Below are 17,916 nucleotides of genomic sequence, written 5' to 3'. Positions count from 1 at the left end.
GCCGTCGGGCCGGCGCCCCGGCCCGGCGAAGCGACGGGCGACCCGGGGCGCGACGAGGCCGGCCACGGCGCCGAGCAGCGCGACGGTCAGCAGCGGCCCGACGGACACCGGCCGGACGTTACCGGCGCGACGCCTCCGCCGTGGTCCCCCGCGCGGCCCGTCGGGGTCGTTCGGTGCTGACCACCAGCGCCACCCCGGCCACGATGACCGCGCCGCCGAGCAGCACCTGGGCGGTGACCGGCTCCGCGGCGACCAGCGCGCCGAGCCCCACCGCGACCGCCGGGTTGACGTAGGCGTACGTCGAGACCAGCGAGATCGGGGCGTGGTGCAGCAGCCAGACGTACGCGGTGAAGGCGACCAGTGACCCGGCCACCATCAGGTACGCGAGTGCGAGCCACGACCGGTCGGTCACCGCGCCCGGGTCGAAGCCGCGCAGCTCGCCCCGGCCGACCGCGAGGACGGCGAGCATCGTCGCGCCGGCGAACATCTCGTAGACGGTGGCCACGAACGGGTCGGTGGGCATCCGCATCCGTCCGGAGAGGAACGAGCCCACCGACCAGCTGGCGGCCGCCACGACCACGGTCAGCGCCCCGGCGATCGGCACGTCGTCGGCGCCGCCGGTGGGCAGCACCAGCAGCACCAGGCCGACGAAGCCCACGCTCACCCCGCCCAGCGTCCAGGACCGGGGCCGGTCGCCGGTGGCGGTACGCAGCACCACCACCAGCAGCGGGACGGTGGCCACCAGCAGCGCGGCGATCCCGGAGGGCACCGCGACGCCGGCCGGGCCGGACTCGGCGAGCACCACCAGCCCGTTGCCGCCGGCCAGCAGCAGCACCCCGACGAGCGCGGCGGAGCCGAGCTGCCGCCGGTCGACCCGCAGCGCCCCCGGGCCGCGGCGCAGCCGCAGCACGACGGCGAGCACGAGGCCGGCGGCGGCGAACCGGAGGGCCGCCGAGCCGAGCGGCGGCAGGGACTCCACGGCGATCCGGATGCCGAGATAGGTGGAACCCCAAAGGACGTAGACCAGCAGCAGCGCCGTCCAGACCAGGGCCGGCGGGGCGGTGGCCGGGGCGGCGGCGGTCGTCGGGCCGGCGGGCAGTGACGCACTTGGCGGACGTGAGCTCATCGGTGGACCACGCTACGGTGGCCTGGGCACCGGCGTCTCTCGTTGGTGGCCGGCCTCTCACCACTCGTGCAGGAGGGCGTGCATGGCGAACTACGGACCACCGGGCGGTGCGGACCCGGAGCCGTGGCGGGGGCAGCGGCCCGACGAGTCGTACGGCCCGCCGGCGGGGGCGCCCGGCCAGGGCGGGTGGGACGACCCGAACGCACCGTATCCGCAGGGATCAGGCTACGGCGCGGCGCCGTACCGGCAGGGCGACCCGGCGCCGGGGTACGCCTCCGGGGGGTACCACCAGGGCCAGCCGACACCGGGGTACGGCGGCGGACCGTACCAGCGGGGCGGGCCGACACCGGGTTACGGCGGCGGACCGTACCGGGCGCCCGAGCAGCCGTACGCCTCCTGGGACGGCGGCACCGGACCCGTCGCGTACGCCGGTGATCCCACGCCGCCGTCGCAGCGCAAGCGGCGCCGGGGGCCGATGATCGCGGTGCTGGCGGCCGTGCTGGTGCTGGTCCTCGGCGGCGGGGCGGCGGTGTTCTACCTGCTCGGCCAGGACGACGACCCGGCGCCCGCGGCCGCGCCGAGCGAGCCCGCCGGGACCGGTGCCCCGGCGAGCGAGCCGGCGCCGGTGCCGAGCGGGCCGGCCCCCGAGTCCTCCGCCGACCCGCGGTTCGTCAAGGCCGGCCAGTGCGTGCGCAACGAGGGTCCGGCCGGTGGCAAGCCCAAGCTGCTGATCACCGAGTGCGCCCCGAAGTCGTACGAGGTGCTGCGCCGGATCGACGGGGCGACCAGTGGGGAGAAGGACGCCGCGGCGAAGTGCGCCAAGGTCGACGGCTACACCAACTGGTACTTCTTCGACAGCGAGCTGGACACCCTCGACTTCGTGCTCTGCCTGAAGCAGCGCTGAGCCACCGCACCCCTGGGGAAGAGATGACAACCTACGGACCACCCGGGCAGCCGGACGACCCGTACCAGCGACCGCCCGGCACCCCGGGCGGTCCGCCTCCCGTCGATCCGACCCTGCCCCAGTGGGGGCAGCCCGGCCCCGGCGATGCGGAACCGCCGACGGCCCCCCGGTGGGGGCAGCCCGGCCCCGGCGATGCGGAACCGCCGACCGCACCCCAGTGGGGGCAGCCGGAGCCGCCGACCACACCGATGTGGAGCCAGCCGCCGCAGCCGCCGTCCGGGGCCGGCTATCCGCCGCCCGGCGGCTACCCGCCACCGACCTCCGGGTCCGGTTATCCACCCCCGCCCGGAGGACAGTCGCCGGCGGAGCAGGGTGGCTACCCGCCGGCCGGGCCGTTCCCCCCGGCCGGGCCGACGCCCGGCGGCCAGTGGGGCGCCCCGCCGCCGGTGCCGGGCGGCTACGGAATGCCGCCCGCCCCGCCGGCGAAGCGGACCGGCCGGAAGGTCGCGCTGATCATCGGTCTGGTGGCGCTGCTCCTGCTCTGCCCCTGCCTCGCGCTCGCCGGTTGGGCGGTGTGGCAGGCCGGCGAGGACGACGAACCGACGATCTCCGCCCCGGCCACGAGCGCGCCGGCCGAGCCGACGGGGACGCCGGGCGTAGCGCCGAACACCGTGCAGCCGAGCCCGAGCGAGGAGGACGACGACTTCGCCAAGGGTGACTGCGTGGTCAACGACGGCTCCGACGACGACGCCGAGCTGCGCAAGGTGCCCTGCGGCCCGAAGACCTACGAGGTGCTGCTGCGGATCCCGGCCACCACGGACGGCGACCGCTGCAAAACCCGGGCTCCACAGGCGACGGCGAACTACGTGCACGACAACTCGGTCGACGTCCTGGACTACGTGCTCTGCCTGAGGGAACGGGACTGATTGCCGAAACTAGGGCTGTCTAGCGTGGATGCTAGACAGCCCTAGTTTTGTCTCGACGGTGCCGACACGCCGGTAGCCCCATCTACGCATGTCTAGCCCCGCAGCTAGACAGCCCGATACTGTGCGATGCGTGGATCCGGTCCGCAACCCGTACGCCCCGGGCGCCGGCCAGCGCCCGCCCGAGCTGGCCGGGCGGGGGCGGGAGCTGGACGTCTTCGACGTCGTGCTGGAACGCATCGCGCGCGGGCGGCCCGAGCGCAGCCTGATGCTCACCGGGCTGCGCGGCGTGGGCAAGACCGTGCTGCTCAACACCCTGCGGTCGCAGGCCATCAACCACCTCTGGGGCAGCGGCAAGATCGAGGCCCGGCCGGACCAGTCGCTGCGCCGCCCGGTCGCCGCCGCGCTGCACATGGCGGTCCGCGAACTGGCCCCCCGACACCGCGCCCCCGACCGGATCGACGCCTTCCTCGGCGTGCTCAAGGCGTTCGCCCAGCGCTCCGCGTCCACCGGTCGCGGCGGCACCGCCCCGAAGCTGCGCGACCGCTGGCAGCCCGGCATCGACGTCGTCGCCGCCAGCGGCCGCGCCGACTCCGGTGACATCGAGATCGACCTGGTCGAACTGCTCACCGACGCCGCCGCGGTCGCCGCGGACGTCGGCACCGGCATCGCGATCTTCATCGACGAGATGCAGGACCTCGGCCCCGAGGACGTCTCCGCGCTCTGCGCCGCCTGCCACGAGCTGTCCCAGCTCGGCGCGCCGCTGATCGTGGTCGGCGCCGGGCTGCCCCACCTGCCGGCCGTGCTCAGCGCCGCCAAGTCGTACTCCGAACGGCTCTTCCGCTACCAGCGCATCGACCGGCTGGACCGGATCGCCGCCGACCAGGCGCTCTGCGCGCCGGCCGAGCGCGAGGATGTCGAGTACGAGCAGAAGGCGCTCGACCTGCTCTACGAGAAGTCCGGCGGCTACCCCTACTTCGTCCAGGCGTACGGCAAGGCCACCTGGGACCACGCGCCCCGCTCACCGATCACCGCCGCCGACGTCCGGGTGGCCGCGCCGGAGGCCGAGGCGGAGCTGGCCGTCGGCTTCTTCGGCTCCCGGTTCGAGCGGGCCACCCCGGCCGAGCGGGAGTACATGCGGGCGATGGCCACGCTCTCCCTGGTGGAGGGGGAGGCCGACGGCGGCGGACGGGACGACATGGACGCCGCCGTGCCCACCGCGGAGATCGCCCGCGCCCTCGGCCGCAAGCCGGCCAGCCTCTCCCCCGCCCGGGACGCGCTCATCAAGAAGGGTCTGATCTACTCCGGCGAGCGCGGCACCGTGGCCTTCACCGTCCCCCACTTCGGCCGCTACCTCCGCACCCAGCCGGCCTGATCGCACCAGCGGAGCGGCCACCGGCGCCGGTCGCGGGCGCCCGGGGTCACCCGATCGTGGTCAGACGCGGGACCAGGCAGTCGGGAAGGCGACCTCGCCCCGAGGTGCGGGCGCCTCGCCGCTGGTGGTCGGTGGGAGCACCAGCGCCTGCCAGGGCTCGCCGAGCCCCGACCAGGGGCTGGTCAGGCCCATCCGGTCGGCGCGGCTGAACCCGAACCGGCGGTACCAGGCCGGGTCCCCGAGCACCACCACCAGCCGTTCCCCCAGCTCGGTGGCCGCGTCCAGGCCGGCCTGCACCACCGCCGTGCCGAGACCGATGCGCTGCCGGTGCGGTGCGACCGCCACCGGGCCCAGGGACAGCGCCGGGGCGGTGCCGGCGTCGGACTTGACCCGGACGCGGGTGAACAGGGCGTAGCCGACGACCTCGCCGCCGTACTCGGCGACCATGGCCAGCTTGGGCAGCCAGGCGTCGCTGTCGCGCAGCTCGTCGACCAGCCCCACCTCGGGTGGGGTGGCCACGTCGGGACGGGCGAAGGCGGCGGCCAGCACCCGACGGACCGCGCCGGTGTCGGCCGGGTCCTCGGGTCGGAGCCGCAGCGTCGTCACCCGGGGGACGTTACCCGGCGGGACGGGTCCATCCGCGACGGTCGCTCGAATCGGTGTGGCGTGACGTCCATGTCGGCCCCTGTGGGATCAGCGGTTGCAGGGGTAGTTGACCCGGTGAAGGGGTATGACTGAGCCATGAAACCCGTACGTTCCCTCGCCCGTGTCATGTTGAGCGGCATCTTCGTGGTCAGCGGGGCTCGCAACCTGATGAACCCGGAGCGGCTGGCCGCCGCCGCGAAGCCGGTGACGGACCGGGTGACGCCGCTGCTGGAGCGGGCCGACCCCCGCATCCCCACCGACACCCTGACCCTCATCAAGGTCAATTCGGCGGTGCAGCTCGGCGCCGGGCTGATGCTCGCCACCGGGAAACTCACCCGGCCGGCGGCGCTGGTCCTCGCCGGCACGCTGGTCCCGGTGACCATCGCCGGGCATCCCTTCTGGAGCAACGACGACCCGACGATGCGCAACAACAACCAGGTCCACTTCCTGAAGAACCTCGGTCTCTTCGGCGGGCTGCTGCTCGCCGCCGCCGACACCGAGGGGAAGCCGAGCCTGCGGTGGCGGACCGGTCACCGGATCGGGCACTCCCGAAGTTCCGTGCAGCGAGCCGTCCGTACCGCCCGCCGGGAGGCGCGGATCGCCGTACGATCGGCTGCGACGGCCCGACGACTCCCCGGCTGACCTGCGTCAATACCTCCCCTCCGCCGGATCCCACCACGCCAAGGCCGCGAATCACCTGAACCACCCGGTAGGCGTTAACGCGGTGGAAATGTCAAAAACATGTGTGGGATCGGACACGGTCGCATAACGCGGGAGGCAATGACGTGAGGCGCCGTTCTAGGCTCCGTGCAGGACCTGGACGGGTAGGACGACCTTGGTACGGGGGTGGCCACGCCATGCCGGCGATCGTCGGTAGGAGGGTGGACCGCTTCGCCCCAGTCCGTCGCGTAACGCGTGGGATCGATCGTAGGACAGTCGTACGGACCGGCATCGTGGCCGCCGTCGCCTACGCCGCATGGCTTGCCATCGGCGCATTCGGGCGGCCGTACAACTTCTTCGACATGAAGATCTACCACGGCGCGGTGGTGTGGTGGGCGAGCGGCCACGAGCTCTATGAGTTCATCGCGCCCGGCACCACCCTGGGTTTCACGTACCCGCCCTTCGCCGGTCTGGTCATGCTTCCGATGGCCAACCTGCCGATCGGGATGGCCGGTCTGGTGAACGCGCTCGCCAGCATCGCCGCCCTGGCGGTCGTGCTGGCCGGTCTGCTCCGCCCGATCGTCGACCGGCTGGGCTGGCCGCTCTGGTTCACCGTGGCCATCGCGACGCCGCTGGCGGTCGCCATCGAGCCGGCCCGGGAGACCCTCGGCTACGGCCAGGTGAACCTGCTCCTCTTCGCGTTGATCATGGCCGACCTGATCGGTCTGCGCTGGCGGTCCCGGCGGGGCACGCACGTCGCCGACACCGACGGTCCGCTGCTGCGGTTCGTCTACGGCGGCGCCTGGGCCGGCGTGGGCATCGGCCTGGCCACCGCGGTCAAGCTGACCCCGGCCCTGTTCATCGTCTACCTGATGATCACCCGGCAGTGGCGGGCGGCGACGACCGCCGTCGGCACGGTGATCGCGGTGACCCTCGGCTCGTTCGCCATCGTCGGCACCGAGTCCCGGGCCTACTTCGGCGGGGTGCTCTGGCAGACCGAGCGGGTCGGCGCCGCCGACATGACGCCCAACCAGTCGCTGGCCGGGCTGCTGGCCCGGCTCTACGACTCGATCGAGACGCCCGGCCTGCTCTGGCTGTCGTTCGCGGTGCTGATGCTCGCGCTCGGATTGTCCCGGGCCGCCAACGCCCGCGCCGACGGTGACGAGCTGACCGCGTTCACCCTGGTCGGCCTCACCGCCAACGTGATCAGCCCGATCTCCTGGACGCACCACCTGGTCTGGGTGATCCCGGCGATCATCGTGCTGGCCGACGCCGCGGTACGCCGCCGCGACGCCAGCCGCGGGCTGGCCCAACGGGCCGGCCAGGGCGCCTACGGCGGGCTGCCGGGCGTGAATGGGCTGCGCCCGCCGATCTGGTACCCGACGCTGACCGGGCTCCGGCACGGTGTCGCGGCGGTCGGGCTCTACCTGCTCTTCCTGGTCTCCCCGATCTGGCCGTACGAGCACCAGCTCCCCGAGGTCTCGCACTACCAGGACGGCCTCTTCGGCGCCCTGATGGAGAACTCCCTGGCGCTGGCGCTGATCCTGCTGGTCGCCGCGCTGCCGTGGCGTCCGGGCGCCGAGCCGGCCTTCTACGCCGACCGGCTGGGCCGTCCGACGGCGGTCAACGTCCGCCGCTGACCGGCGGCGGCCGGAGAGATCCCCGCCGCTGATCGGCGGCGGCCCGGGCGGTCCGCCGGTGGCGAGGGCACGCCGGGTCGGTCAGGGGCAGTTCACCCACTCCTCGGTGCCGTCGGCGAACACCTGCCGCTTCCAGATCGGCAGCCGGGCCTTGACCTCGTCGACCAGCCGGGCGCAGGCCGCGAACGCGGCGGCCCGGTGGGCGGTGCTGACCGCCGCGACCAGGGCCACGTCGCCGATGGCGAGCGGGCCGACCCGGTGCGACACCGCCACCGCGTACACGTCGGGGTCGGCGGCCACCTCGGCGGCGACCTCCCGCAGCACCCGCTCGGCGCTGGGGTGGCCCTCGTACTCCAGGCTGGTCACCGCGCGGCCGTGGTCGTGGTCGCGGACCACGCCCTGGAACGACACCACGGCGCCGGCCCGGCGGTCGGCGACCGCCGCCTCGTGCGCGGCCAGGTCGAGCGCCCGGTCGGTCACCTCGCCGAACGTCGTCGCCGGCGCGGTCACGACGCACGCTCCCCGGGCAGCAGCGGCAGCGGCACGACCGGCACGCGGTCGCCCGGCTCACCGGAGGTGCCCGGGCGGATGACCGCGAACCCGTCCGCGCCGGCCAGCCCCCGCAGCATCGCCGAGCCGACGTGCCGGACCGGATGCGCGGTCCCGGCGGCCCGGTCGAGTCGGACCAGCGCCAGGTGGGTGTGTTCGCCCCGGCCCGGGACCGGCTCGGCGAGCGTGGCGTGCGGCAGCACCGGCATCGGGCGGCCGACCAGGCCCGCCAGCAGCGGCGCGACCAGCGAGACCAGGGCGACGACGGCGGACTGCGGGTTGCCCGGCAGGCCGGCGACGAAGCGGACCCGCCCGTCGGCGGATACCAGCCGGGCCAGCAGCATCGGGAAACCGGGCCGCACGGCGACCGTGTTGACCACGTAGTCGGCGCCCAGCGCCTCCAACGTCGGATGCAGGTGGTCGACCGGGCCGTGCATCGTGCCACCGGTGGTGCAGACCAGGTCGGCGTTGTTCAGCGCGGCGCGCAGGGCGGCCACGTGCGCGGGGAGCGTGTCCGCCACCGGCCCCACCACGTCGGAGGGACGGACCACGCAGCCGTACCGGCGCAGCCAGGCCGGCACCGCCGGCCCGAGCGCGTCCCGGACCCGTCCCGCGCCGGGCGGGCCGGCGGTCAGCAACTCGTCGCCGAAGACCAGCAGCGCAGCGCGGGGCTGCCGGCGGACCCGCAGGCTGTCGTGCCCGCAGGAGGCGGCCAGGCCGATCAGCGCCGGGTCGACGGGGGTGCCGGCGGGAAGAAGCTCCTCCCCGGCGTACGCCTCCTCGCCGGGCTCGCGCCACTCCGGCGCCGGCCGCGGCGTGCCCTCGACCAGACCGTCCGGGGTACGCCGGGACTCCTCGACGCGCAGCACCGCGGTGGTGCCCTCCGGCACCATCGCGCCGGTGGCGATCTCGACGGTCGTTCCCTCCTCGGCCAGCGGCTCCGGCGTGCCGCCGGCCAGCACCCGCCCGACCACCCGCCACGGCCCGGCGCCGCGCACCGCCCAGCCGTCCACGCTGGAGGTGGGGAAGGCGGGCAGGTCCGTCCGGGTGGTCAACGGCTCCGCGAGGGTGTGCCCGTCGATGTCGGCGAGCGGCCGGCTGACGGCGGGGAGCGCGGCGGCCAGGCCGACCGCGTACACCCGGGAGCGCGCCTCTTCCCAGCCGGCCGGCGGGGGCGCGGCGACCCGGTCGGCGGCCGGTGCGGTTTCCGTGCTCACCCGCCGAGCCTATCGGGTGGCCCGACCGCCGCCGTGTCAGTGGTCACCGTCGACGCCGCCGGCGGATCAGTGGTCGCCGCCGCGGAGCTGGTCGACGGCGTGGGTGAGGATCGGGCCGAGCACGGCGAGCCCGTCGCGCGCCCCGCCGGTCGAGCCGGGCAGGTTGACGACCAGCATCCGGCCGACCACGCCGGCGATCCCGCGGGAGAGGGCGGCGGTGGGCACCCTGTCCCGGCTGTGCGCCCGGATCGCCTCGGCGATGCCGGGGATCTCGTGGTCGAGCAGCGCCCGGGTGACCTCCGGGGTGCGGTCCGACGGGTTGATGCCCGTGCCGCCGCTGGTCAGCACGACGTCGATCCCGTCGGTGAGGGCGGCCCGGAGCGCCTCGCCGACCGGCTCGCCGTCGGGCACCACGACCGGCTCGTCCACCTCGCAGCCGAGGTCGCGCAGACCGGCGGCGAGCAGGGGGCCGCTGGTGTCGGCGTACACCCCGGCGGAGGCCCGGTTGGAGGCCACCACCACCCGCGCCCGGATCACGGCCGGTCCTCCGGACGGATCCACTCGCCGGTCTTGCCGCCTTCCTTGCGCAGCACCCGCACGGCGTCGACGCTCGCCGCCGGGTCGACGGCCTTGACCATGTCGACCAGCGCCAGCCCGGCGACCGCAACGGCCGTCAGCGCCTCCATCTCCACCCCGGTGCGGTCCGCGGTCCGCGCGGTGGCGGTGATCTCGACGGTGTCGCCGGTGAGCGTCAGGTCGACCGTGACCCCGTGCAGGGCGATGGGGTGGCAGAGCGGGATCAGGTCGGGGGTGCGCTTCGCGCCCATGATGCCGGCGAGCCGGCCGACCGCGAGCGCGTCGCCCTTGGGCAGGCCGTCGCGGCGCAGCAGCTCCACCACCTCGGGCGTGGTGCGGAGCCGGCCGGCGGCGACGGCCAGGCGGCCGGTGACCGCCTTGGCGGAGACGTCGACCATGCGGGCCGCGCCCGCCGGATCGACGTGGGTGAGCTGCGCGGGATCGGTCACGGTGGCGAGCCTATCCGTCCGGTACGACCCGACCGCCGTCCTCGGCCCGTCGGCTTCCGGCGATCCCTCGAGTCGGAAGGAGCGGCGCCGGCTCCCCTTCCGGGTCGGGGTGCAATCGACCCGTCGGGTAACCGCACGCCGCTCCTTCCTCACTTACCCGCCGCCGAAGTCGCTGGGGGGGACCTTGACGGCGAGCGTCTCGACGACGCGGTCCTGCCCCGAGGCAGAACCTCCCCCGTCCGTCGAACGGACAGGACGCTAACGGGCGCGACGATAAGAACCCGATAAGCGCCGCTCAGCCGGCTTCCCGGGGTCCTGCGGCCGCCCGGAGGACGGTCTCCGCCGTCTCCGCGAGGCGACGCTGCACGTCGAACCGCTCCGGCACGCCCATCCGGCGGAAGATCGCCAACGCCCGCTCCCAGTGCCGTCGCGCCTCGGCGAGGTCGGTGGGCGCGTGGTACTCGGCCAGCCCGGCCAGCGCCCGCCCCTGCTCGTACGGGTGGGCGATCCTGGTCGCCAGCCGGAGTGCGGTCTCGTGCATCTGTGCGGACCGCTCGCGTGCCCCCGACGCGGCGAGAGTCAGTCCCAGGTCGTTGAGCGCGGCCGCCTCGACATGCCGCTCGCCGATGTCGACGGCCAGTTTCCGAGCCAGTTCGTGCTGACGGACGGCGTCGTCGGTACGCCCCAGGCCGCGCAGTGCGATGCCGAGATCGTTCTGAGCCTCAGGCTCGGCGTAGCGATGGCCGGTGCGGTCCCGTAGGGCCAACGCCGCCCGCAACGCCCGGACGGCTTCGGGGTACCGACCCATGCGGGCCTTGACCGAGCCGATGTGACTCAACGCGTTGAGGATGTGGAAGTAGTTGTGGTGCGTGCGGGCCCAGTAGAGGTGCATGCGATGCATCCGCAACGCCTCCTCGTGCTGCCCGAGCGTCGCCAGGGCCAGCCCCAGGTTCGGCAGGCCGACAGGAACGTCGTCCGGGCCGTAGCCCCTGGGGTCCCGCAGGCACTCCATGCCGACCGCCACCGCCTTCCGCAGGTCACCCCGGAGCCAGTACACGACGACAAGGTTCGCGCGGTACCTGAAGAGGTTCGCCCGGTCTCCCCGCCGCTCGCAGATCGCGACAGCAGCGGTCAGATGCTTCAGGGCACCCCGGTAGTCGCCCGTCCGCACGTAGGCGGAGGCGAGATAGTTGTTCATGACGGCGGTCCCGCCCTCGTCGCCGACAGCCAGCGCGGCAGCCAGTCCCTGCCGGTGGGTGAGGATGATGTCGTCGAAGTACGCGCGGATGTAGCAGAACCGCCACAGGACCCTGGCCAGGCGCCACGCGTACTCGTGGTGCCCGTTCTCCCGGGCGCAGACGACCATGGCGACGAGGTCCGGCCGTCCGTTTTCGAGCCACTCTATTTTCGGGGGGCCGAGCGCTTCGACGAGATCCGGTCGCCGGGGTGCCCCGACGGCCATGTGCGTACGGATGAAGCCCGGTTCCAGCACTTCAGCGGCGAGGAGTGAGGAATGGAGGACGAAGTCGAGCAGCTCCGCCCGGGACGAATCCCGGTCGGCGGGCGGATCGCTGCGCGATGACAGCTCGGTCGCATACTGACGGATCAGGTCGTGCATGCGGTATTGTCCGGTGCTCACCTCCTCGATCAGGTGTCCGTCAACCAACTCGTCCAATGCCGCAGCCGCCGCCGGCAGCGGAAGTCGACCCAGCGCCGCGACCATTGGCACACTGAAATTGGCCCCGGGGTGAATGGACAGTCGCCGGAAGAGCCGTTTTGTGGATTCGTCCAGCGGTTCATAGGAAGTGGCGAATGCGCCAGCCACCGTGCGGTCCCGCAGGGCGAGTTGGCTGATGCCACCGGCGCCCTCGGCCAGCAGGTCGGCAAGGTCCGCCACCCGCCAACCGGGTCGGTGAGCCAGTCGTGATCCGGCGAGCCTGATCGCCAGTGGGAGGTGTCCGCACCGGTCCACCACCGCGGCGGCCGCGGCGGGCTCCGCCGCCACCCGCTCCGCCCCGGCCGCCGAGGCCAGCAGTGCGATCCCCTCCGCGGTTGTCATCAGCGGCAACGACTCCGGTGGCCCGATGTCCAGCCCGGGAAGTCGCCGGCGGGAGGTCACGATCATGACCGTCCCCGGAACCACCGGGAGCAGCGGAAGGACCTGCTCGGCACTGGCGGCGTTGTCGAGGACGACGACGCTGCGCCGACCAGCCAGTTCTCGTCGCCAGAGTTCGATCCGGCGTTCGAGTTCCGCCGGGATCCGCCCGCCGGGCACTCCGAGTTGGCGCAGGAGAGTGGCCAGCGCCGCCGCCGCCTCCACGGGCTGCCGGTCACCGTGCCCACGCAGATCGATGAAGAGCTGGGCGTCCGGGTAGCGGAGGAACTCTCGGCGGGCGAGTTGCACCGCGAGGGTCGTCTTGCCGCTGCCGGCCATGCCGTCGATGACGTGCACGACTGACGCGTGATCCTCGATCCGCCGGGTCTCGGCCGTCAGGCGGGCGATGGTTTCCGTCCGGCCGACGAAGTCCGGCACGGCCCTCGGTAGCCAGCTGCCGGGTTCCACCGGCCGGTCCTGGTGCACCGGAGACCGCGTCCTGGCCGGAGGCTGCGTCCCGGTGATCGGGAAGGGTGGTTCGGGTGCGCCTGCCGGGTCTCTCCGGAGGATCGCGTCGTGCAGTCGCTGAAGTTCGGCCCCTGGTTCGATGCCGAGTTGCTCGAGCAGCACTGCGCGCGCCGCATGGTAGGCCGCGACAGCCCCTGCGTGATCACCACGCTGGTACAGCGCTCGCATCAGGAGAAGGTGTGCCGGCTCGCGGAGCGGGTGAACGCCCAGGAATTCTCGGAGCAGCGGCACCGCCCGATCGTGCTGCCGCAGCCGGATCTGCGCCTCGGCGAGCAGTTCCGTGGCGAGCAGCCGCTCCTCCGTGGCGGCCGCGACGCGGGCGGACAGGAACGGTCCCAGCGATACCCCGGCGAGCATGGGTCCGCGCCACCGTGCCACCGCCCGGACGAACAGATTCGCCGCTCTCCCCGGATCGCCCGCCCGCAGCAGGTCTCGGGCTTCGCCGCACTCGGCTGTGAAGCGGTTGACGTCCACCCGATCCGGTTCCAGGTCGAGACGGTAGCCGTCACGTTGCCGGACCAGCATGCCGCGACCCGCCTCGTCCGCCTCGAAGGTCCGGCGAAGGTTGGCGGCATAGGTGCGGACGTTCGGTACGGCGGACGGCGGGGGCTTCTCCGGCCACAGCTCATCGACGAGCTGCTCGACCGTCACGAGCTGCCGGGACTGCGTGGCCAGCAGGGCCAGAACAGTGCGCTGCTTCGGCGTACCCAGATGCAGTGTGCCTGAGGCAAGTTGCACCACCAGACCGCCGAGGACGCGAATCTCCACCCAGTTCCTCTGCTTGACCGTGCGGGTATTCAGCTGATCACTGCGTGCAGCCTAGCCGCCGGCAGAAGGGAGGCGGTCGCCCGATGCGACAGTGGATCCGTCAGGTTTGGAATCCGAGGACCGAAAGCGTCCATCACACGGACCGAACCGTTGATGGGTTCGACCCGCTGCGGTTGTCAGACTTATTCATGTGTGCGCGGCGACGTAGCGGAGAGCGACCGGACGGGTGCATTGCGAAATCGCCTGCGCGGTCCGTCAGGATCAGCGGACGCAACGTGACAAACCATCGTCGTATTGGCTCATATTGCGCATAGGGACATTTATCGTTCCAAACCAGCGGCAATCCCCCCTAGGCTCTGGCCCAACGAAAGCAGTTACCGCTATCAGCTGGGGGTCACAATGAAGTCGCACGAATGGACCTGAGCCACCTTCTGTGAGAAGAGCAATCGAAGTACCCTTGCGGAGCGCAGCCCGGTGACTACATGAGGACGACGGGTGGCTCCACGAGACCGACAGACTGGGACCGATCGGCGGCTACTGCCGCTAATCGGTCTCGTCGTCTTTCTGGCCGCGGTTGCCGGAAGTGTCTCCGCGGCCCACCTTCCGCACCTCGGCGCGAGAGACGCGGCCCTGCTCTGGTTGGCGCTCGTCTCGCTGGTTGCGGTCGGCTTCAGGGTGACGGTTCGGGTCCGGATCCGGGCGACCCACCACAACATCGCCTGGACCGAGACGGCCGTCATGATCGGTCTAGCGGTGGCACCGATGTCGATGGTGGTCCTGGCCACCGGGGTCGGCGTCGCGATCGCCACGGCCCTGACGCGGGTGGTTCCGCTCAGAGCGGCGTTCGGCGTCGGCAAGAACATGATCGTGGCGACGGCGGCGGGACTCGTCCTGAATGCCACCGGCTGGCAGGTGGGTGAGGCCGGATCATCCGGTGTCGTCGGTCCCCTCGCGATCGCGTACGTGGCGGCGGTGGTGGTGGATGAGCTGATCACCCTGCCGGTCATCGCGATGGCCACCGGGACGCGGCTCGGCGCGCTGTTCCGGGAGGACCTGGGTCTTCGGCTGGCGGGGGCACTCGCCCGTCTCCTGGTCATCATCGGAACGGTCCTCATCCTCAGAATCGACAGCCGCCTCCTCCTCACCGTGCCTCCGCTCGTGCTCAGCCTTCACCTCCTGCACTCCTCCCGGGTTCGGGGTCGGACCGAGCAGCAGGCGTGGCAGCGGCTCGCGCGCACCACCGACGCGCTCAACGTGGTCGACCTGGACAAGGTCCTCACCACCGCTGTCACCCAGGCCGCCGAGCTCTTCTCCGCCGACGAGATCGAGATCGAGCTGCGCGAGGGCGGCCGCACCGTCCGCGGCGGCGCCGGCACCATCACCTACGACGGGCCCGCCGGCGAGCCGACCACCGTGGCCGGCACGGTGGTCCCGGCCGCGCTGGAGGGGCACGACCGGGCGGTCGACGTGGGCGTGCTGCGGCTGCGGTTCCGTGGGCCGGTGCAGCTCTCCGAGCGGGAGCGGTACACGCTGCGTACCTTCGCCTCGGCGCTCTGCACGGCAGTGCGCAACGCGCAGGCGTACGCCGAGCTGGCCCGGGTCGCCGACGAGCACGCCTACGCCGCCACGCACGACGCGCTGACCGGGCTGGCCAACCGGCGGCACCTGCTCGACCAGGGCACCGAGCAGCTCAGCACGAGGCACGCCGACGGGGTGACCGCGCTGGTGCTGATCGACCTCAACCACTTCAAGGAGGTCAACGACACCCTCGGGCACGCCGCCGGGGACCAGGTCCTGGTGCAGGTCGCCGCCCGGCTGCGGAGCGCCGCACAGGACAGCGACCTGGTGGCCCGGTTGGGCGGCGACGAGTTCGCCGTGCTCCTGCGGGGCCTGCCGGCCCCGGCGGTGGCCGCGCACCGCGCCGAGACCCTGCTCGCCGCGCTGCACGAGCCGTTCGACCTCGACGGCATGCGGATCAGCGTCGAGGCGAGCGGCGGGATCGCCGCCGCCCCGGCCACCGGAGGCGTGGCGGAGCTGCTGCGCCGCGCGGACGTGGCGATGTACCAGGCCAAGCGGGCCGGGCAGCGGATCTCCACATACGCCCCGACCCGGGACACCGCCGACCTGGGCCGGCTGGCCCTCGGCGGCGACCTGCCCCGCGCCGTCGCCGACCACGAGTTCACGGTCAACTTCCAGCCCATCGTCGACCTGGGCACCGGCGCGGTGACCGGCGCCGAGGCGCTGGCCCGCTGGCACCACCCGACCCACGGGATGATCGACCCGCTGCGCTTCCTGGAGGCGGTGGAGCGCTCGGGCCTCCTCCCGGCCTTCGCCGAGGCGATCCTCGACCAGGCGCTGATCGCGGCGAGCGGCTGGCGCGACGCCGGCTTCGACGTGCCGGTGGCGGTCAACGTGTCACCGCGCAGCCTCCTCGACGCCCGATTCCCCGGCTCGGTGCTGGCCCGGCTGCGGGCCCACGACCTGCCTCCCGACCGGCTGGTGCTGGAGCTGACCGAGACGCTGACGCTCAGCCAGCTCGACGTGGTCGACCGGGTGCTCAGCCGGTTGCGGGACGAGGGGGTCCGGTTGGCGTTGGACGACTTCGGCACCGGCTACTCGTCCCTGTCGCTGCTCTCCCGGATCCCGGTGCACGAGCTGAAGATCGACCGCAGCTTCGTGACGGCGATGGAGAGTTCCGCCGAGGCCGCCGCCGTCATCCGCTCCACCCTCGACCTGGGCCGCAGCCTGAACCTCGCGGTGGTGGCCGAGGGGGTGGAGAGCGAGCCGCAGCGCCGCGCGCTCTGGGAGCTGGGCTGCGCCGCCGGCCAGGGGCACCTCTTCGCCCGGCCGATGCCCGCCGGCACGCTGCTCGCGACGCTCAGGCGCGGCTCCGGCGGCAGCCCCGGTGTCCTCGCCCCGCCGCTGCACGACGCCGGCGCGGTGATCCGGCTCGCCCCAGGCCGCCGACAGGGCGGACGCGGTCGCACCGACCGCCACCTGCCCGCCTGAGGACGCCCCGGCGGCAGTGACCGCCTCGGGACACCGCCGGCCGTGGCGTCCCCGGCCGGCCGCTCCCGGATCCCGACGCCCCGATTGGATCACGCGCACGGGCGGCGGCCGGGTCTCCCGCCGTCTGCCAGACTGGCGCGCGTGACCGCCGCCCCGACCGCCCGCCGCCGCGGCTGGCGGGCCCTCGACTCCGCCGCCGGCGGTCTCGCCCTCGACCTCGGCCTCTACGCCGCGTCGGCCGCGTTCGCCGCGATCACCGCCGTCACCTCCACCCTGGCGCCGCACCGGGCCTGGGGAGGCGTCGCCGCCGTCGGCTACCTCCTCGCCGCCCTCGCCGCCGCCGGTCAACTCCTGCTGCGCCGGCGCGACCCCGGCTCCCCGCTGACCGGCCCGCCGGCGCGCTGGGCGGTCACCGGGTTCGCCTGGCTCAACACCGCACTGCTGCCGCTCGTGTCGCAGAGCGTCGAGCGGGCCGGTGGGCGTACCGACCGGGCGCAGGAGGAGGTGCTGGTCGTCGAGGAGTCCGGGCGGCGGCTGCTCGACACCGGCACGCCGTACCTCGGGCACGACGCGATCGCCGCCCTGCCGCCGGCCGAGCAACTGCTCGGTTACACCCCGTACCAGCCGGGTATGGCGCTGTTCGGGCTGCCCAGGGCGGCGGCGGACGCCTGGTGGACCGACGCCCGGGTCTGGTTCGCGGTCGGCACCGCGCTGGCCCTCGCCCTGGCCGTCCGCACGCTGACCCGGCGGGCCGGGGCCGGTGGCCCGGACCGGACCGGCGCCGCGCTGCGGGGGGTGCAGGCCGCCACCGTGCTGCCGGTCTGCGCGCTCACCCTGGCCACCGGCGGCGACGACCTGCCCGTACTCGCGCTCTGCCTGCTCGCGCTGGCCCTCGCCGCCGCCGGACGGCCGGGCCGCGCCGGCATCGCCGTCGGGCTGGCCGGGGCGTTGAAGCTCTTCGCCTGGCCGGTCGCCCTCGTGCTGATCATCTGGGGGGCCACCCGACGGGCCGGCCTGCGGGTCGGTGCCGGGGCCGTCGGGCTGCCGGTCGCCGCCCTGCTCCCGGTCCTGCTCGTCGACTCCGACGCCCTCGTCGAGAACGTGCTCCGCTTCCCGCTCGGCCACGGCCTGGTGACGAGCCCCGCGCAGTCGCCGTTTCCCGGGCACCTCATCGCCACCGCGCTGCCGGCCGGCCGGGCGGTCGCCGCCGCGCTGCTGGTCGCGGCCGGGCTGGCCATCGCCGTCCGGCTCGCCCGCCGCCCGCCCCGCACCGCCGTCGCCGCCGCGCTGATCTGCGGGTACGGGCTGCTCGCCGCGATCCTGTTGATGCCCTCCACCCGGTTCGGTTACCTCCTCTACCCGCTCGCCCTCCTGGTCTGGGCGCCCGCCCTGCACGACCCGGTTCCGCGAACTGCCGGGCAGAGAGCCGCGACACGGCGTAGACCTGAGGAC

12 protein-coding genes and 3 pseudogenes are annotated in these 17,916 nt (G+C 73.7%); 7 read left to right on the top strand and 8 right to left on the bottom strand.

All coding sequences use genetic code 11. The annotated features are described in order from the left end of the window. Positions 1-118: 118 nt before the first annotated feature. Positions 119-1,126 (bottom strand): EamA family transporter, encoded by a 1,008-nt coding sequence (locus NCC78_RS05855; RefSeq protein ID WP_250792145.1) that lies wholly within the window; start codon positions 1,124-1,126, stop codon positions 119-121. 415 nt (positions 1,127-1,541) lie between these two features. Between NCC78_RS05855 and NCC78_RS05850 the strand changes: the two are divergent. The 3 genes and pseudogenes from NCC78_RS05850 to NCC78_RS05840 form a co-directional block, all read left to right on the top strand. After that, positions 1,542-2,030 (top strand): annotated as a pseudogene (locus tag NCC78_RS05850) (LppU/SCO3897 family protein); the annotation flags it as partial. Between the two features lie 509 nt (positions 2,031-2,539). After that, on the top strand, positions 2,540-2,956 hold the full coding sequence (locus tag NCC78_RS32180) for an LppU/SCO3897 family protein (RefSeq protein ID WP_308220866.1): 417 nt from the start codon (positions 2,540-2,542) through the stop codon (positions 2,954-2,956). A 130-nt stretch (positions 2,957-3,086) separates the two neighbouring features. Further along, a complete protein-coding gene (locus NCC78_RS05840) occupies positions 3,087-4,328 on the top strand; it encodes an ATP-binding protein (protein ID WP_250792141.1) in 1,242 nt (413 codons plus the stop codon). Positions 4,329-4,388: 60 nt separating this feature from the next. On the opposite strand, the gene NCC78_RS05835 is transcribed toward NCC78_RS05840, so the two are convergent. Beyond that, the gene (locus tag NCC78_RS05835) at positions 4,389-4,934 is read right to left on the bottom strand and encodes a GNAT family N-acetyltransferase (RefSeq protein ID WP_250792139.1); all 546 of its coding nucleotides are present in this window, start codon (positions 4,932-4,934) and stop codon (positions 4,389-4,391) included. Positions 4,935-5,069: 135 nt separating this feature from the next. Here NCC78_RS05835 and NCC78_RS05830 point away from each other — a divergent pair, with 135 nt between their 5' ends. Continuing rightward, positions 5,070-5,615: a DoxX family protein gene (locus NCC78_RS05830; RefSeq protein ID WP_250792137.1), complete on the top strand. Its 546-nt coding sequence runs from the start codon at positions 5,070-5,072 to the stop codon at positions 5,613-5,615. Between the two features lie 215 nt (positions 5,616-5,830). Continuing rightward, on the top strand, positions 5,831-7,273 hold the full coding sequence (locus NCC78_RS05825; RefSeq protein WP_250792135.1) for a glycosyltransferase 87 family protein: 1,443 nt from the start codon (positions 5,831-5,833) through the stop codon (positions 7,271-7,273). An 81-nt stretch (positions 7,274-7,354) separates the two neighbouring features. Here the strand turns inward: NCC78_RS05825 and NCC78_RS05820 are convergent, their stop codons facing one another. The 6 genes and pseudogenes from NCC78_RS05820 to NCC78_RS05795 all read right to left on the bottom strand — a co-directional run. Then, positions 7,355-7,783, bottom strand: coding sequence for a molybdenum cofactor biosynthesis protein MoaE (locus tag NCC78_RS05820; protein WP_250792133.1), 429 nt, complete (start codon positions 7,781-7,783; stop codon positions 7,355-7,357). Continuing rightward, a complete protein-coding gene (locus NCC78_RS05815) occupies positions 7,780-9,039 on the bottom strand; it encodes a molybdopterin molybdotransferase MoeA (protein ID WP_250792131.1) in 1,260 nt (419 codons plus the stop codon). Before NCC78_RS05815 ends, NCC78_RS05820 begins: the two co-directional genes overlap by 4 nt. 66 nt (positions 9,040-9,105) lie before the next feature. After that, entirely contained in the window at positions 9,106-9,576 is a 471-nt protein-coding gene (locus tag NCC78_RS05810; protein ID WP_250792129.1) for a MogA/MoaB family molybdenum cofactor biosynthesis protein, read from the bottom strand. Then, complete coding sequence (gene moaC / locus NCC78_RS05805; protein WP_250792127.1) at positions 9,573-10,064, bottom strand: cyclic pyranopterin monophosphate synthase MoaC; 492 nt, start codon at positions 10,062-10,064, stop codon at positions 9,573-9,575. The genes NCC78_RS05810 and moaC overlap by 4 nt, the downstream gene beginning before the upstream one ends. Before the next feature lie 295 nt (positions 10,065-10,359). Then, positions 10,360-12,627 carry an ATP-binding protein gene (locus NCC78_RS05800; protein WP_250792149.1) on the bottom strand — a complete coding sequence of 756 codons (2,268 nt, stop codon included), beginning with the start codon at positions 12,625-12,627 and terminating at the stop codon, positions 10,360-10,362. Between the two features lie 156 nt (positions 12,628-12,783). Next, positions 12,784-13,338, bottom strand: a pseudogene (locus tag NCC78_RS05795) (AfsR/SARP family transcriptional regulator); the annotation flags it as partial. 612 nt (positions 13,339-13,950) lie between these two features. On the opposite strand from NCC78_RS05795, the gene NCC78_RS05790 reads away from it, so the two are divergent. Then, positions 13,951-16,464, top strand: a complete 2,514-nt coding sequence (locus NCC78_RS05790) for a putative bifunctional diguanylate cyclase/phosphodiesterase (protein WP_250792125.1) — start codon at positions 13,951-13,953, stop codon at positions 16,462-16,464. 141 nt (positions 16,465-16,605) lie between these two features. Further along, positions 16,606-17,913: pseudogene (locus NCC78_RS05785) on the top strand (glycosyltransferase 87 family protein); the annotation flags it as partial. Between the last annotated feature and the right edge of the window lie 3 nt (positions 17,914-17,916).

The organism is Micromonospora phytophila, assembly GCF_023656545.1.
Classification (GTDB): domain Bacteria; phylum Actinomycetota; class Actinomycetes; order Mycobacteriales; family Micromonosporaceae; genus Micromonospora; species Micromonospora phytophila.
This window is presented reverse-complemented; position numbering and strand designations above follow the sequence as displayed.

Bases quoted from the DNA above. Each gene is read 5' to 3' on its own strand.
- NCC78_RS05830 (WP_250792137.1), top strand. From the start codon at position 5,070: ATGAAACCCGTACGTTCCCTCGCCCGTGTCATGTTGAGCGGCATCTTC.
- NCC78_RS05825 (WP_250792135.1), top strand. From the start codon at position 5,831: ATGCCGGCGATCGTCGGTAGGAGGGTGGACCGCTTCGCCCCAGTCCGT.
- NCC78_RS05855 (WP_250792145.1), bottom strand. From the start codon at position 1,126: ATGAGCTCACGTCCGCCAAGTGCGTCACTGCCCGCCGGCCCGACGACC.